Below are 15203 nucleotides of genomic sequence, written 5' to 3'. Positions count from 1 at the left end.
GTCAATTTTTCGATTTTACGCACCATTGCGATCGATCTTTTCCGAGTTTTAGGTTTCATATCAATTAAAGAAGGTCGTAAATGGTTCTGGAAGCGGTATGAGCTGCTTCCTATTTTGCTAGAATGAAACAGCCCTGCTCACCGAAGGGCGCGAGACTTAAAAAACCGTACTTTCCCGATTTCCGGAAGGTCGATTTGATTCCCTTCGATACAGGTTTCCTTGACTTTGGTGAAAACAAAGGAGCGAAATCGCCCTTTTTTTTCTAAAGCTAGGAAAACCAAATCCCCGTCGATACATGTCCACCCATGTGGTCTCCAAACGTTTGAACTTTTGCTGCCAGACTTGTGATTGGGGGATTTTCGGTTGGGGATGGTCTTTCTTGGCGCAGCTGAACGCCTTGCACTGACTGGTATAGGTAGGACGAGGGACATCGGCAGGAATGATGTACTCGCCTCCTAGACGACAGGCGCTGACAGGTGATTTTCGGGATTGGACCCAATCTTTGCGTTGTCTCACCCCATAATTCCCAACTTGCCGACAGATTTCCAACCACGACTCGATGGCGTAAATCTGGCGGCATGTCGGTTTGAGGCGAGAATTCGTCGCTGAGAGTCAACATGATGGACGAAAAGACGGCGACTAAAGCCGCACGAGTCGCTTTTCCTCCCTGCTGGGAAAGAGGTAGGGCTTTCAAGGTCCCGTCTTTTTTCGTAAAATCCTCAATGACCGTAACAGCCATTGAGGATTTTTCCAAAAAAAACAGCACTTTTCGGTAAAATCTTACCTACGACTGGTTTGGTTGACCCTGGTGGGCTTGCTTTTGCTTGCGGCGGCTGGCAGCGTGAATGGCTCCACGTTCAATGGGGATTCCGGCAATGGGAATCACTTGATACTGACGTTCGGCTTCTAAGCGCTTGAGTTCTTCGTAATCAACCCAATGAATGCAATTAACCGGACAAGTATCAATGGCTTCCTGAATGACTTCTTCCGGATCGCCATCTTGCCGCACTACGCGGGAACGACCGTATTCCGGTTCGATATAGAACGTATTGCGAGCCACATGAGCGCAATGCTTGCAGCCGATACAGGTGATTTCGTCTACATAAACACCTTGTTGCCGCAAAGCGCCACCCAACTCGGGTTCCATTCCCGATCGCTGGCTTTGGTTTCGTAAAGCACCACCGAGTTCTGGCTCCAGACCAGAACGTGTTTCGGTGACTTCGTTGTTATCTGGGGTCATAGAATCAGACATTACGCACTCCAACGCTGCAGAACTAGATGCATGCTGCCATCTTCGTTCTTTTGCTGTTCGGCAACTTGAAATCCTTGCTTGGCAGATTCGCTCACCACTGTGTGGTAGGCATACCGTTGGGTTACTTGGTTGAGGAACCCATTAACCGTCCAAGGTTGTTTCCAGTATTGCAGATCGGCCACGAGTTCGTATTCTTGACCGTTCCAGCAGAAGCCGATGTCGTAGCCGTTGGATTGTTCGATAACCACTTCGGCTTCCCGGGTTTGACCGCCATAACCGCGTACGGGTTGGGGACCGGATTTCCAAGAAATGCCCAACTCTTGCAAAGCGGTTTCTAGGGAGGTAAGGTTACGAATTTGAGTTTTGATATGGCTGAAGTGTGACATAGTTTCCTTTACCTGAAAACGAACAAGTTGACGGACAAAATTATCGAACGGTACGAATACAGCTCAGGGAGGGAGCTGAAAAAAAAGCACACAGAAGATGTGGGGAAGGTGAAAATGGATGTTTCACCTTCCTATAAAGTAAATTACCACTGCGATTGCGTGGCATGGTTTTTCGCTGTTGCCGATTCGCACTGCGGTTCGGCGAAGTATTCGGAGGTGCGTTCTTGAGAAAGAACCCGACCCAACTGTTCTTCAATGGCGGCGGTTACTTCCGCACAGGAAGAACCTTGGATGCCGGTAACTTTCTCCCGAACGCGACCATCTGGATAGATGATAAATTCCAAAGTTTCCATATGGTTTCACCCAGGGTCGAAGAACGGACTCGGTAGTTGGCAAAAAAGAGATGCTATGGCTACCAAGGTAAAGTTGGATTACGTTAATTGTGGCAAACGTATGTGGTACGTTGCATCGCTTAACAAAAATTATAAAAGAGGAGAAAGGGGACTCTAATATCTGATAAGTTTCGCGTAAATCTTGGGAAGCGTCAAGGTTGTTGGCAATTTTTCTCTATTACGGGGATTGACGAAAAACGACAAAAGTCGGTAGATAATGGAAGATCGGGCAAATTAGCAGTTTTTTTTGGAAGTGACAATGAAAATCGATCGGGCTATGCAAACCCAGTCCGCTACCACCAGGACTCACCAAAGCTACTTCCCCATGCGCGTTGGCATTTTGGGGTTTGGCGGATTGGGTCAAGCTGCCAGCCGCCTTTTATCTGGCAAACAGGAAATGCAGTGGGTGGTGGCGGCGGATAAAAGCGGATACGTGTTTGATGCCAACGGGTTGGATGCCGACCGCTGCCATCAAATTTGCCAGCAGTATGGATCTTTGGGATACGATCCGGAGCGCGGCCATTTGAGCGAAAATAGCATTACCACTGCGATCGCGAATGCTGGCAATGTAGATGGCTATTTCCTGGCTTTGCCCAACTTACCAAATACGTTTATGGCTTCGGTGGTGCGTCAGTTCGTAGAAGCTGGTTGGCAAGGGGTTTTGGTAGATGCTCTCAAACGCACCAGTGCCATGGAGCAAATTTTGGCTCTCACAGATGAATTGCGCGATGCAGGGATTACCTACATGACCGGTTGCGGTGCTACCCCAGGGTTGCTTACGGCTGCTGCTTCTGTGGCTGCCCAGAGTTTTGCCGAGATCCACGAAGTGAAAATTACTTTTGGGGTAGGAATTGCTAACTGGGATGCCTATCGCGCCACGATTCGCGAAGATATTGCCCACATGCCTGGCTATGATGTGGAAAAGGCCCATGCCATGAGCGATGAGGAAGTGGTGGCGTTGCTGGAGCAAACGAATGGCATTTTGACCCTGGAAAATATGGAACATGCGGACGATTTGATGCTGGAAATGGCGGGTATTGTATCTCGCGATCGCGTGAGCGTCGGTGGCGTAGTCGATACGCGCAATCCCCAAAAACCTTTGAGTACCAACGTCAAAGTGACCGGTCGCACCTTTGAAGGCAAAATTTCCACCCATACCTTCACCCTAGGCGACGACACCAGTATGGCTGCCAATGTTTGCGGTACGGCTTTCGGTTATCTCAAAGCTGGATACAAACTCTATCGCCAAGGCATGCACGGCGTCTTTACTGCCGCTGAAGTGATGCCTGCATTCGTTCGCTAGCGAGTAACCATAGCTATGGAAATGGCGGGTTGTTGGTCGGTGGAGGAAATTTACGAAAAAGCCTCCATCGGCTAATGACCAGCTATCGTTGGGGGGTTTGTACGATAGATTTTTGTTTATTCGGAATAAGAAGATAGAATCGACGACATGCTTTCCGAGGTTAAATCGGTGGATGCCGAAGAAGCACTTTGAACCACAAATGGCAAATTGGCACCGCGCAATCCTTTCATAATTCTTTCGGGTGTTTCCGGGAATAAAACAAATAAAGGATAGGAGCGTTCCGATTCTTCCCCGTAGATATGTTTGTAGCGTAAAGGCATAATCCATTCGTAGCCTTTATCTAAATACAATTGTGTTTTTCGCCAACGCATGAGCAACTCGGAAAACTCTTCTTGGGGACGATGAATGAAGAGAAAAATGTCGATGCCAGTTTGAATTTTCCATTCCGGATCGCACATTAAAAGCGCCACATCGCAAGGCAAACAAGTCGCTTCCCCGGAACTGATTTTCATACTGTTCATCGTCGTCGAAGCAATTTCATTGCGAACCCGGACAATGGGAAATGGGATAGTAACGACGCTTTCTTTGGGACGCCGCAAGCTGGGAATCATTTCCATGTAGGCGCGGTACTGCCTTAGCAACGCGATCGCGGATAGGGAATTGCTACACTCAGCCAGCAAAGTTTCGTAATTGGTTTTGGAATAAGACATAATTTTGCGTTAAACCCTATAGTTCAGGAAATTTAGAAAAATTTTCCTACAACCAAAATTTCTAGATTTTTTGTCAATTCAAGCGAAAAAATAACAGCTCTTTGAGCCATTTTCGTAGGTAGAAAACAAACCGTCAACCTAAGTTTCAAGAGCCAACTACTGAATGTGTTCAAACATTTTAAACATAGGTAGGTACATCGACAATAGTACCGAAACCACAACGCCACCGACACCAACAATCATAATCGGTTCCATGGCACTGGTTAATCCTTTAACAGCTTGTTCGACCTCATCTTCGTAAAACTCACCAACTTTCATCAGCATTTTATCAAGTTCCCCAGTTTCTTCCCCAATCGCCATCATTTGTACTGCTAGGGGTGGAAAAATATTTTGCTCGTCAATAGCAATACTCATTTCTCCACCTTGCTGTAATTCTTCGCGTACGTTGTTAATGGCATTGGTAATAACTTGGTTCCCTGCCGTATCTGCCACAATCGCCAAGGCGTTTAGAATCGGTACCCCAGAACGAGTTAACGTCCCAAAAATGGTACAAAAACGAGCTACTGCTGTTTTCTGAATTAAATCTCCAAATAGAGGAAGTTTCAGGAAAATACCATCAATGGTGAGCTTGCCGGCTGGCGTTTTGTAATACTGCTTGTACGCAATAAAAGCGACAATTAAAATCCCGACTGTTGTACCAACTTTGACCGGGTCTTGCAAAAATTCGCTAATGGCTAGCATAATCTGGGTAAACTTAGGAAGTTCTACCCCTTGATTTTCAAAAATACCGGCAAAAGTGGGAAGCAAAAATCGGGTCATGCCTAAGAAAGCAGCTATGGCAATGAAAGCAACCGTTTTGGGATAGGAGGTGGCTGAGTTGATTTCGTTTTGCAGTTTAGAATTTTTTTCCATAATAACTGCCAAACGATTGAGGACTTCGTCTAAGACACCACCAACTTCACCAGCTGCCACCATGCTGACAAAAAGGTTATCAAAAACATCGGGATGTTTGCGCATGGCGGTGGATAGTTCGCCGCCTTCTTGTACTTCCGCGTTGATTTGTTCGAGAGATTTTTTTAGTTTGGGATTGGGACATTGCTCGGTTAAAACGGATAAACACCGAATCATGGGGACGCCAGCGCCAAACATGGCAGCAAATTGGCGGGCAAAAATGGCTAGGTCTTTGACCGTTATCGAACTGAGAGCAACATTGACTTTTTCCTCGAATTCTTTGAAGTCAAATCCTTTTTTAGATTTTGTTTTCGTGGCTCTACGAGGCGCTACGTTTTGTACCATGACAAATATCAATTATCTTAATAACTACGAGGATGTCTACGCAAAAATTTTTTAGCTTAGATTGGCAGAGTTTCCTCCTTTTGATTGGAGTGAATTTCAATGAAACAGAGAGGAGCTTCTACCCATTCAAAATTGACCAGGGTAGAAGCTTTGGCTTGTAACTTCACGAACCGACATGTATACGCTAGGCAACCCATCTACAAGACTGTTGGGTTGTTTTTTTATTTTTTCTTGGCTTTGGCTTTGCTGTCGCTTTTGGGTTGGGCATCAATGAGACGTTGCAGCTCGTCTGGGTTGGCCGTTTTTGCCATCGCTTCTTCGTAAGTGACTTTCCCGTCTAGATAAAGCCGATGCATGGACATTTCCATGGTTTGCATACCCACTTTGGCACCCATTTGAATGGTGGAATAAATTTGTGTAGTTTTTCCTTCCCGAATTAAGTTCCCCACTGCTGGAGTATTTAATAAAATTTCGTGGGCAGCGCAACGTCCCCCGCCAATTTTCTTCGCCAGGTTTTGGCTGCAAATGCCTACCAACGAACCCGATAGCTGGGCGCGAATTTGGGGCTGTTGTTCTGGGGGAAAAACGTCCAAAAGGCGGTCTACCGTACCGGCAGCTGAGTTGGTGTGCAACGTACCAATCACCAAGTGACCGGTTTCTGCCGCTGATACCGCTAAACTGATGGTTTCTAAGTCGCGCATTTCCCCAATCAGAATGATATCGGGGTCTTGCCGCAAAGCACCTTTCAGGGCATTGGCAAATGTTTTGGTATCTTCCCCTCTTTGTCTTTGATGAAACAAAGATTTCATGTTGGGGAAAACAAATTCAATGGGATCTTCGATGGTTAAGATATGTTCGGAACGGGTGCGATTGACATAATCTAGCAATGCTGCCATGGTCGTTGTTTTGCCAGAACCCGTTTGTCCGGTAATTAACAACATGCCCCGGGGTCTTTCTGCCATATTTAAAAGCACTTGTGGCAGTCCCAACTTTTCAAAACTGGGAATTTTCGACCCCAATGCTCGCAAACAAGCCGCATAGCAGCCGCGTTCCCGATAGACGTTTACCCGAAAGCGAGACAACCCTTTGACGCCGTAAGCACAGTCTAGCTCCCAGTTTTGTTCCAGCTCTTTGCGCTGGCTGTTGTTGAGCATGCTAAAAATTAATTTTTGGCAATGTTCGGGAGAGAGAGTCTCACCAAATTGAGGTTGGGTGGTCAGCTGACCGCTAATGCGAAAGTAAATGGGAGCGCCAGCTTGAATGTGCATGTCGGAGCCACCCTGCTCGATCAAAGATTCCATTACGTCTTCAATCATGTAATCCATAAACCAATTTCCCCCGCTAGGCAAATTACTAAGTGTTGGACTGGTGTAGGGGAAGAAGGGAAATTCCCCTGAAGTTAATGGTTAGTTTTCCCATTCCCACGAGAAAATTCAACACAAACACAACGTTCTTTAATCTTGGAAACGCGGTGTCAGACAGTAGGGACAATCCAGCCATTCCGGTTGTAACTGAGCTTGACAGGTTTTGCAGGTTAAGGAACTCTTGCGTTTGGCTTTCATTTCCGATTCCAAACCAGTATCGGTGAAGGTTACCCGTTCCACTTCTTCAAAAGTGGTGTAGCCCTCCCGCACTAGATTTAAGCTGTAGGAGAGCAGGGTTTTCATACCTTCTTCCACAGCGGTTTCTTTGATGAGGGAGGTGGGGGCCCCTTCATTGATGAGGTTGGAGATTTTTTCGGAGTTGCTGAGAAATTCGTAAACGCCGACACGGCCTTTATAACCGCCTCCGTTGCATTTGGGGCAAAGTTGGTTTTGCTCCCGTAAAGCCTGTCGTTCTTCGGGGGGAATGGTGTTGGCTTTGTAGAAGGTGGCTTCGGTTTCTTGGGAAGCCGACAGACCGTAGCGGGCCAGTTCTTCTGGGGAGGGATGGTAGGGAATGCGACATTCGCTGCAAACCCGCCGCATCAGACGCTGTGCTAGGACACCGAGCAAGGCACCAGAAATCATGAAGGGTTCGACCCCCATTTCGTCCAAACGCGCGATCGCGCCAGAGGCGTCGTTGGTGTGCAGGGTAGTCAACACCAAGTGACCGGTGAGGGCAGCTTCAATGGCGGTTTTGGCGGTTTCCTTGTCCCGGGTCTCACCCACTAGGATGATATCCGGGTCTTGCCGCAAGAAAGCCCGCAATACGTTGGCAAAGGTAAGGTCTTTTTCCCGAATGACCTGGACCTGGGTAATCCCAGGTAGGGCGTATTCAATGGGGTCTTCCGCGGTGGAAATATTGACTCCCGGTTCGTTGCGCTCTGCCAGTATGGAATACAGGGTGGTCGATTTCCCAGATCCGGTGGGTCCGGTTACCAGAATCATGCCAAAGGGACGGTTGGCAGTTTCCCGGACGTTGCTGAGGGTCTCGGGATCGGTGATCAGTTTGTCCAAGCCGAGTTGGGTGGAGGAGTTGTCCAAAATCCGCAGGACAATTTTTTCCCCGTAGCGGCTGGGCAAACAGTTGACCCGGAAGTCCACCGTCCGTCCTTGGAAGGTGCGGCGAATCCGTCCATCCTGTGCTTGCCGCCTTTCCGCAATATCCATATCGGAGATAATTTTGAAGCGGGAGGTTAAGGCGGGCACAATTTTTTTGGGGAATTCCGCCACTTTTTGTAGCACGCCATCTTTGCGCATGCGTACTTGCAAAAATTCTTCTTGGGGTTCGATGTGAATATCAGACATGCCCTCTTTGAGGGCTTTGGCAAGGATTTGGTTAACGGTTTTAATAATGGGTGCCGTATCGGCTTCCGATAGGGCTTGCTCCAGATCGACCTCAGAACCCCCTTCGTCCGGTGCTTCTGCCAGCTCTACCTCTTCAAAGGCATCGGGGTTGAGCTCCAGGTCCATGGTGGGTTTTTTGGCTTCCTCCTGCTTTTTCACCTGCTCGTCGAGCAGGGATTGCATGAGGTTTTGATAGTCTTCTTGGGCGATCGCGCGTCGGGTAAATCCCATACCAACAGAACGTAGGGTTTGTCGCAGCTTGTCCTGGGCTTCTAAGTTGTCGGGATCGACCATGGCAACGCACAGACGCGGCGAAGAACTGCCTTCCCCTTCAACATGTAACGGGAGTAGCTGGTAGTTGCGACACACATCCAGGGGGAGGTATTTATGAACCAGTTCGCCCACGCTCTCGGAAGTGATATCTTCGTTAATTTCCGGATCGCAAGCCTCCACCCCGTAAACAATTTTCAGCTCAAATAGCTGTTGCTTGCGATACTGACGCAGCAGTTCCGGGGGGAGGGGCTTGCCGGTGATATCTTTGAGGATTTCTACAAGGGGCTTGCCGGTCTTACGACTTTTGGTCAGGGCCTCTTGCATTTGTTCGGTGTTGACGTAACCGGCTTCGATCAGTCGGTTGCCGAAAGGAGAAAAATTGGAGACTTTGACCAGCGCACGTCGCTGTGGTGTGAAGTTACTCATAGCGAGTCAAAAATATATTCTGTGATTCGGTTGTACCTTTGGCTAGCAAACAAGCAGCTTCCAGGTATGCGGATAATCCCAAGCTACACCAGCGATCGCGAACTGCAAGCCACCGGTATCCAGACATCAGAGTCCGAAGACGGCGATGGTTGAAATTACGGTTACACAAAAACCGCGACGGTCGATGGTGAGCTAGCGGTAACCAATCGCTCGTTGGCGGGGAAACCCCGTAGGCACCCACCCCTTCGGTTCTGTGGTGAGTTCCCCCTCAAGATTGAGGGTACCCAGGTGCAACAGCTCGATCTCAGGAAAAACCGCCTACGATCGATCTTAGAGGGGATTTCCCTTAGGTAGCTGCTACCAATTGCTCCCAAACGTAGAGTAACTTAAGGAAAATGTTCCTGCCTGCTCCAGGTTCGCATCCCCAAGGCCACCACCTCCGCTTTCGGTCATCTCAGCAAAGTTTGTGGTAAACTAACCAATGCAAGGAAATTCCCATTTTTCCGACCACACCAGAAGCCAATTTTCCCCATCCAGGTAGAAAAATCTATCTGAGGGATTTGGAGAAAAACGCTGGTGTAGCTATCCTTTACCTGTATGCTAGAGAAATTTCTCTTTGTTGTTGGGCGGCTACGATCGGGTCGCGCGCACCCACTTCATACTGGCCACCAACGAGACCAGCGGCGGTTCGACCTCGCTTGCTACCAGCAGTAGCAAGACCGCTAGCGGCCCGTTGGGGAAATTCAACCAGCCCCAAGTGGGCAAAACCAAAAAAACGACCAAAATCAGCCAGAGATTTTGTTAGGTTGGCAGTACCATTATAACTAGGACTGATGTCAATGATTGAGGAAGACAAGCAGCGCCAGACAAACCAACCAGAAAATCAAACCAATACGCCAGAGAGCCAACAGGAGTATGGGGCTGCTTCCCCCCAATCTTCCGAAAGCGAGCCAGCAACTACTAACCACCAAGATGGCATGGTCGCTGCGGAAGCGGAAGCAGCAGCGGCTTCGGCACGCTCCGATGCCTCCCAAGAGGGAGGGGCCTCCGAAGAGGCCATGGCAGCTGGCGAAGGCCAAGCAGAAGCCAAAGATCTGGAACAACAGCTAGCCAACAGCCAACAGGAAAACAACGCTTTGAAAGGGGAAATTAACCACCTGAAAACCCAACTAGAGGAAACCAAGGCGCAATATGCACGGCTAGCAGCGGATTTTGAAAACTTCCGCAAGCGCACGCAAAAAGAAAAAGAAGACCAAGAACTGCAGGTCAAGTGTGCCACCATTAAAGATTTGCTGCCGGTGGTAGACAACTTCGAGCGTGCCCGCGCCCATATCAAACCCCAAACCGACGGGGAAATGAACATTCACAAGAGCTATCAAGGGGTGTACAAGCAATTGGTCGATTGCCTCAAACAGCTTGGGGTGACTCCCATGCGTCCAGAGGGGCAGGAGTTCGACCCGAACTATCACGAAGCTATGATGCAGGAGCCCAGCAGCGAATATCCTGAAGGTACTGTGATTGAGGAATTCATGCGCGGTTACATGCTCGACGATCGCATTTTGCGCCACGCTATGGTGAAAGTGGCGGCAGCCCCCGAACCAGAAGCAGACACTTCCCAACCGTCAGACTCGTCCGAAACCAGCGACGAATCCGAGTAGGGCAAATGCTGGTAGGTGGTGCTACTGCCAGCTGGCCGGTTCGTTCGCTTTGCAGACCAACCAGCCCACCCGAACATCAAAAGCAAAAACAGCCAGAAGCTGGGCAAAGGTAGTATGGGAAAAGTTATTGGCATCGATTTAGGAACCACCAACTGCTGCGTGGCAGTTTTAGAAGGGGGTCAGCCGGCGGTGCTGACCAACGCCGAAGGGGAACGAACCACCCCGAGCATGGTAGGATTTGGCAAATCCGGCGAACGTCTGGTAGGGGAACTGGCCAAACGACAGGCGGTAACCAACGCTGAAAATACCATTTACAGCATCAAGCGGTTCATCGGCCGTCGCTGGCAAGACACGCAAACCGAACGGCAACGGGTTCCCTACACTTGCGTGAAAGGCAAAGACGACATGGTAGCGGTCAAAATCGGCGATCGCGTCTATACAGCCCAAGAAATCTCCGCCATTCTCCTGCAAAAACTCAAACAGGATGCCCAAGACTACCTAGGAGAAAAGGTCACCCAAGCCGTGATTACGGTGCCTGCCTACTTCACCGATGCCCAGCGACAGGCCACCAAAGATGCCGGTACCATTGCCGGGCTGGAAGTATTGCGAATTATTAACGAACCCACCGCCGCTGCCCTAGCCTATGGTCTAGACAAGCAAGACCAAAATCAAAAAATCTTGGTCTACGACCTGGGGGGTGGCACCTTTGATGTGTCTATCTTGCAGCTAGGAGATGGGGTATTTGAAGTCAAATCCACCGCCGGCAACAACCACCTAGGAGGCGATGACTTCGACAACAAAATTGTCAATTGGGTTTTAGAAAACTTTCGCGCCAACGAAGGCATCGACCTATCCGTGGATAAAATTGCCCTGCAAAGGATTCGCGAAGCAGCCGAGAAAGCCAAAATCGAACTATCGGCAGCTGCCAGAACCAGCATTAACATTCCCTTTATCACTGCCACCGAAACCGGACCCAAGCATCTGGAAATGGAGCTGAGCCGAACCGAATTTGAATCGCTCATTTCCGAGTTGGTAGAAGCCACCATCGAACCGGTCAACCAAGCCCTCGAAGACAGCCAGCTGCAACCAAGCGATCTCGATCAAATTATTATGGTGGGCGGTTCCACGCGGATTCCCGCCGTACAACAAGCCATTGAAAATTATTTCGGCAACCAAACCATCAACCGCACCGTCAACCCCGACGAAGCTATAGCCGTAGGCGCTGCCATCCAAGCCGGCGTTTTGGGGGGCGAAGTGCAAGACGTGCTGCTGTTAGATGTAATTCCCCTATCGCTGGGGTTGGAAACCCTGGGAGGGATTTTTACCAAAGTTATCGAACGCAACACCACCATTCCTACCAGCAAAGTACAAACTTTCTCCACAGCCACCGATGGTCAAACCTCGGTGGAAATTCATGTCTTGCAAGGGGAACGGGCGATGGTGAAAGATAACAAAACCCTGGGTCGGTTTTTGTTGGAAGGGATTCCCCCTGCCCCGCGGGGCATGCCGCAAATTGAAGTGAGCTTTGATATTGATGCCAACGGCATTTTAAACGTTTCTGCCGTCGATAAAGGAACCGGACGAGCGCAAAGCATTAAGATTGAAAATACAGGGGGCCTCAGCGAAGAGGAAATCCAACGCCTACAGGAAGAAGCCGAAGCCTATGCCGAAGAAGACGAACAGCTGCGGCAAATTGCGGCTTTAAAAAACCAAGCAAATATTTTATTGTATAACTACGAATCTACCCTGAAAAATAATGCCGAACTAATTAGCGAGGAGCTCAAAGCCGACGTACAACAAAAAGCCGAAGCTCTGCAAGCAGCGATCGCGAGGGAAAACAACCAGTTAGAAGAAATGCAGCAAGCCTTGGAAACCTTTAAAGAAGGGCTGCTATCCATTGGTTCTTCCGTCTATTCGCCAGAAGAAACGCCACCTGAGGGAGAGTCGGCCGCCGACAAATCGGAAGCCACCTCCAGCCAGGAAAATAGCTAAAAATAGCGAAAACCGGAAGCGATCGCTAGCTGGCTAATCGTCAATGCAAGGAGCAACCAAAGTAGGTTAGAATCAACTTTGACGAACCAACTTTCAGTTGCTAGTCTAAGGGCCCCTCCTTCCCACTTTCTGTGTCGTTATTGTATTTTTTCCGTACCACCAAATAGCGCTTTATGGCTCGCGATTATTACCAAACCCTAGGCATCTCCTCCGATGCCAGTCAAGAAGAAATCAAACGTGCTTACCGCCGCCTAGCCCGCAAGTACCACCCGGACGTAAATCGGGAGGAAGGAGCCGAAGAACGTTTTAAAGAAATCAACCGAGCCTACGAAGTTCTCTCCGACCCGCAAATGCGCCAACGCTACGATAACTTTGGCGAAGCCGGCGTATCCGGTGCCGGAGCTGGTGGGGGAGCTGGTGCTGCTGGCTTCCAAGACTTCGGAGACTTCGGTGGATTTGCCGATATTTTCGAGCAGTTCTTTGGCGGTTTTGCTGGTACGGGAGCGGAACGTCGCCGACGCAGCGGTCCCGTACGCGGTGACGATCTCCGGTTGGACTTAAAACTCGATTTCCGAGAAGCAATTTTTGGTGGTGAAAAAGACATCAAGATTACGCACCTAGAAACCTGCGAAACCTGCGAAGGCTCGGGTGCCAAGCCAGGAACTCGTCCAACCACCTGCGCCACCTGTGGCGGTACGGGGCAAGTACGCCGTTCCACCAGAACGCCTTTTGGTAGTTTTACCCAAGTATCCGTCTGCCCCACCTGCGAAGGCAGCGGTCAAACCATCGCCGATAAATGCGATTCCTGCGGCGGTCGCGGCGTCAAGCAACAAAGCAAAACCCTGCAGGTCAACATTCCCGCTGGTGTTGATAGCGGCAATCGCCTGCGGATTGGCAACGAAGGAGATGCCGGGCAGCGAGGCGGTCCGCCGGGGGATCTGTACGTATACCTCTTTGTTGAGGAAGACGCGGAATTCAAGCGCGATGGCATTAATATTTACTCGGAAATTCAAATTAGCTACCTAGAAGCCATTTTAGGCTGCCGCATAGAAGTGAACACCGTAGACGGTCCGGAAGAGCTGACCATTCCCCCAGGAACCCAACCCGATGCCGAACTGACTCTGGAAGGTAAAGGCGTTCCCAAACTAGGAAATCCCACCCTCCGCGGCGATCATATTTTGAAAGTGAAAGTAACCATCCCCCAAAAACTAAATGCAGAAGAGAGAGAATTGCTGGAAAAACTGGCAGAAATCCGCAGCGAAAACGAAATCCGTGGCGAAAAAGGTGGCTTTGGTAAATTTATTGAATGGTTGAAACGATGACGCAGTCTCAATCTCAAGCAGCCGATGCCTGTATTGATTTGCGGGGGACGCCCTGCCCCCTCAATTTCGTACGCACCAAAATGCGCCTGGAAAAATTGGAACCAGGGAGCTTACTCGAAGTTTGGCTAGATCCGGGAGAACCCATCGAACAGGTGCCAGAAAGCTTAACCATGGAAGGCTACAGCGTCGAACGCATCGAACAACGCGACGATAGCTTCTACGCCCTTCAAGTACGACGTGCCGCGCCAACGTCGTGAAGCGATAGCATGACCCAAACCCATCCTCACGCCAGCAACACCGTTCGAGGAACCGTTCTCGCCATCCAGGCGAACTTTTATCGCGTACAGCTGCATCCAGAAACCCTCCCCACCGATGGTCTCGATGCGCTCCAGCAACCCCTCCTGTGTACTCGCCGCGATCGCTTGAAAAAAATTGGCGTCAAAGTCATGGTCGGCGATCGCGTAGCCGTGGAAAAAATCGACAGTCGTAACGCCACCGCCACCATCAGCGATGTCTTCGAGCGCCGCAACCAACTCGACCGACCGCCAGTCGCCAACGCCGATCGCATTTTGTTGGTCTTCTCCCTCGCCGAACCCGAACCCGATCCCTACCAACTTAGCCGCTTTCTAGTCAAAGGAGAAAGCACCGGCTTGCCAGTCTTGGTTGCCCTCAACAAAGCCGACCTAGCTTCCCCATCGCTGCAACAAGAGTGGGAGCAACGGTTGGGCTATTGGGGATACGCAGCGTCAGCCGTGAGCGTGCAACAAAACTGCGGCATCCAAGAACTCAGCCAGCATTTAAAAGACCGAATTACCATCATTGCCGGCCCCTCCGGCGTGGGCAAATCCAGCCTCATCCATCGCCTCATCCCCCAAGCCAAGGTACGCATCGCTGCCGTGAGTGGCAAAATCGCCAAAGGACGGCATACCACCCGCCATGTAGAACTTTTCCAACTTCCCCAAGGAGGATTGCTCGCCGATACACCCGGATTCAACCAACCGGATATTACCTGCGACCCCAAAGACCTCCCCCAATACTTCCCCGAAATTCGCGATCGCTTAGCCACCGCCAGCTGTCAGTTTGACGATTGCTGGCACCGACAGGAACCCAACTGCGCCGTTCGCGGGGATTGGGAACGATACGAACACTACCTGGATATGCTGGCAGAAGCCGAATCCGCCGCCATTGCCAGCCACCATACCCGTACCCAAGAATCCAGCCTCAAACAAAAAACCAAATCCGACCATCGCCTCAACTACGAACCCAAACTAGAAGCCAAAAAATACCGCCGCCGTTCCCGCCGCAGCCAGCAACAAGAACTGCAAGAAGTCTGCGAATCCCTCAACGATCCCTGCGAATCCCTCAGCGACCTCTCGCAAACCTACTAGAACAACACCGCTGCTTCCTGACCTTTCCTGTGGGGAT

13 protein-coding genes are annotated in these 15203 nt (G+C 50.0%); 6 read left to right on the top strand and 7 right to left on the bottom strand.

The window, feature by feature from the left end; all coding sequences use genetic code 11:
* Positions 1 to 784: 784 nt before the first annotated feature.
* The 3 genes from AS151_RS17800 to AS151_RS17790 form a co-directional block, all read right to left on the bottom strand.
* Positions 785 to 1252, bottom strand: a complete 468-nt coding sequence (locus AS151_RS17800) for a ferredoxin (protein WP_071518410.1) — start codon at positions 1250 to 1252, stop codon at positions 785 to 787.
* The gene (locus tag AS151_RS17795) at positions 1252 to 1638 is read right to left on the bottom strand and encodes a DUF1257 domain-containing protein (RefSeq protein ID WP_071518409.1); all 387 of its coding nucleotides are present in this window, start codon (positions 1636 to 1638) and stop codon (positions 1252 to 1254) included. The genes AS151_RS17800 and AS151_RS17795 overlap by 1 nt, the downstream gene beginning before the upstream one ends.
* A 143-nt stretch (positions 1639 to 1781) precedes the next feature.
* The gene (locus AS151_RS17790; protein ID WP_071518408.1) at positions 1782 to 1991 is read right to left on the bottom strand and encodes a DUF2997 domain-containing protein; all 210 of its coding nucleotides are present in this window, start codon (positions 1989 to 1991) and stop codon (positions 1782 to 1784) included.
* Between the two features lie 316 nt (positions 1992 to 2307).
* On the opposite strand from AS151_RS17790, the gene AS151_RS17785 reads away from it, so the two are divergent.
* Entirely contained in the window at positions 2308 to 3333 is a 1026-nt protein-coding gene (locus tag AS151_RS17785; RefSeq protein WP_071518416.1) for a saccharopine dehydrogenase-like oxidoreductase, read from the top strand.
* A gap of 116 nt (positions 3334 to 3449) precedes the next feature.
* On the opposite strand, the gene AS151_RS17780 is transcribed toward AS151_RS17785, so the two are convergent.
* From AS151_RS17780 to AS151_RS17765, 4 genes are all read right to left on the bottom strand, one after another.
* Positions 3450 to 4043: a hypothetical protein gene (locus tag AS151_RS17780; RefSeq protein WP_071518407.1), complete on the bottom strand. Its 594-nt coding sequence runs from the start codon at positions 4041 to 4043 to the stop codon at positions 3450 to 3452.
* A 156-nt stretch (positions 4044 to 4199) separates the two neighbouring features.
* A complete protein-coding gene (locus tag AS151_RS17775; protein WP_071518406.1) occupies positions 4200 to 5339 on the bottom strand; it encodes a type II secretion system F family protein in 1140 nt (379 codons plus the stop codon).
* A 221-nt stretch (positions 5340 to 5560) separates the two neighbouring features.
* Positions 5561 to 6664 (bottom strand): type IV pilus twitching motility protein PilT, encoded by a 1104-nt coding sequence (locus AS151_RS17770; protein WP_071518405.1) that lies wholly within the window; start codon positions 6662 to 6664, stop codon positions 5561 to 5563.
* A 129-nt stretch (positions 6665 to 6793) separates the two neighbouring features.
* Positions 6794 to 8806, bottom strand: a complete 2013-nt coding sequence (locus AS151_RS17765) for a GspE/PulE family protein (RefSeq protein WP_071518404.1) — start codon at positions 8804 to 8806, stop codon at positions 6794 to 6796.
* A gap of 839 nt (positions 8807 to 9645) precedes the next feature.
* Here AS151_RS17765 and grpE point away from each other — a divergent pair.
* The 5 genes from grpE (at position 9646) to rsgA (ending at position 15166) form a co-directional block, all read left to right on the top strand.
* Positions 9646 to 10464, top strand: a complete 819-nt coding sequence (grpE, locus tag AS151_RS17755; RefSeq protein ID WP_071518402.1) for a nucleotide exchange factor GrpE — start codon at positions 9646 to 9648, stop codon at positions 10462 to 10464.
* A gap of 114 nt (positions 10465 to 10578) precedes the next feature.
* Complete coding sequence (gene dnaK / locus AS151_RS17750) at positions 10579 to 12456, top strand: molecular chaperone DnaK (RefSeq protein WP_071518415.1); 1878 nt, start codon at positions 10579 to 10581, stop codon at positions 12454 to 12456.
* Positions 12457 to 12629: 173 nt separating this feature from the next.
* Positions 12630 to 13778: a molecular chaperone DnaJ gene (dnaJ, locus tag AS151_RS17745; protein ID WP_071518401.1), complete on the top strand. Its 1149-nt coding sequence runs from the start codon at positions 12630 to 12632 to the stop codon at positions 13776 to 13778.
* Entirely contained in the window at positions 13775 to 14035 is a 261-nt protein-coding gene (locus AS151_RS17740) for a sulfurtransferase TusA family protein (protein ID WP_071518414.1), read from the top strand. Before dnaJ ends, AS151_RS17740 begins: the two co-directional genes overlap by 4 nt.
* A 9-nt stretch (positions 14036 to 14044) precedes the next feature.
* Entirely contained in the window at positions 14045 to 15166 is a 1122-nt protein-coding gene (gene rsgA / locus AS151_RS17735) for a small ribosomal subunit biogenesis GTPase RsgA (protein WP_071518400.1), read from the top strand.
* Positions 15167 to 15203 lie beyond the last annotated feature (37 nt).

Source organism: Geitlerinema sp. PCC 9228, from assembly GCF_001870905.1.
Classification (GTDB): domain Bacteria; phylum Cyanobacteriota; class Cyanobacteriia; order Cyanobacteriales; family PCC-9228; genus PCC-9228.
The sequence above is the reverse complement of the archived record's forward strand: the minus strand, read 5'-3'. Positions and strand labels throughout refer to the sequence as shown.

What these genes read in the sequence shown, in the direction of transcription:
- AS151_RS17800 (WP_071518410.1), bottom strand. Translation starts at nt 1,252, where the DNA reads ATGTCTGATTCTATGACCCCAGATAACAACGAAGTCACCGAAACACGT.
- AS151_RS17795 (WP_071518409.1), bottom strand. Translation starts at nt 1,638, where the DNA reads ATGTCACACTTCAGCCATATCAAAACTCAAATTCGTAACCTTACCTCC.
- AS151_RS17790 (WP_071518408.1), bottom strand. Translation starts at nt 1,991, where the DNA reads ATGGAAACTTTGGAATTTATCATCTATCCAGATGGTCGCGTTCGGGAG.
- AS151_RS17785 (WP_071518416.1), top strand. Translation starts at nt 2,308, where the DNA reads ATGCAAACCCAGTCCGCTACCACCAGGACTCACCAAAGCTACTTCCCC.
- AS151_RS17780 (WP_071518407.1), bottom strand. Translation starts at nt 4,043, where the DNA reads ATGTCTTATTCCAAAACCAATTACGAAACTTTGCTGGCTGAGTGTAGC.
- AS151_RS17775 (WP_071518406.1), bottom strand. Translation starts at nt 5,339, where the DNA reads ATGGTACAAAACGTAGCGCCTCGTAGAGCCACGAAAACAAAATCTAAA.
- AS151_RS17770 (WP_071518405.1), bottom strand. Translation starts at nt 6,664, where the DNA reads ATGGATTACATGATTGAAGACGTAATGGAATCTTTGATCGAGCAGGGT.
- AS151_RS17765 (WP_071518404.1), bottom strand. Translation starts at nt 8,806, where the DNA reads ATGAGTAACTTCACACCACAGCGACGTGCGCTGGTCAAAGTCTCCAAT.
- grpE (WP_071518402.1), top strand. Translation starts at nt 9,646, where the DNA reads ATGATTGAGGAAGACAAGCAGCGCCAGACAAACCAACCAGAAAATCAA.
- dnaK (WP_071518415.1), top strand. Translation starts at nt 10,579, where the DNA reads ATGGGAAAAGTTATTGGCATCGATTTAGGAACCACCAACTGCTGCGTG.
- dnaJ (WP_071518401.1), top strand. Translation starts at nt 12,630, where the DNA reads ATGGCTCGCGATTATTACCAAACCCTAGGCATCTCCTCCGATGCCAGT.
- AS151_RS17740 (WP_071518414.1), top strand. Translation starts at nt 13,775, where the DNA reads ATGACGCAGTCTCAATCTCAAGCAGCCGATGCCTGTATTGATTTGCGG.
- rsgA (WP_071518400.1), top strand. Translation starts at nt 14,045, where the DNA reads ATGACCCAAACCCATCCTCACGCCAGCAACACCGTTCGAGGAACCGTT.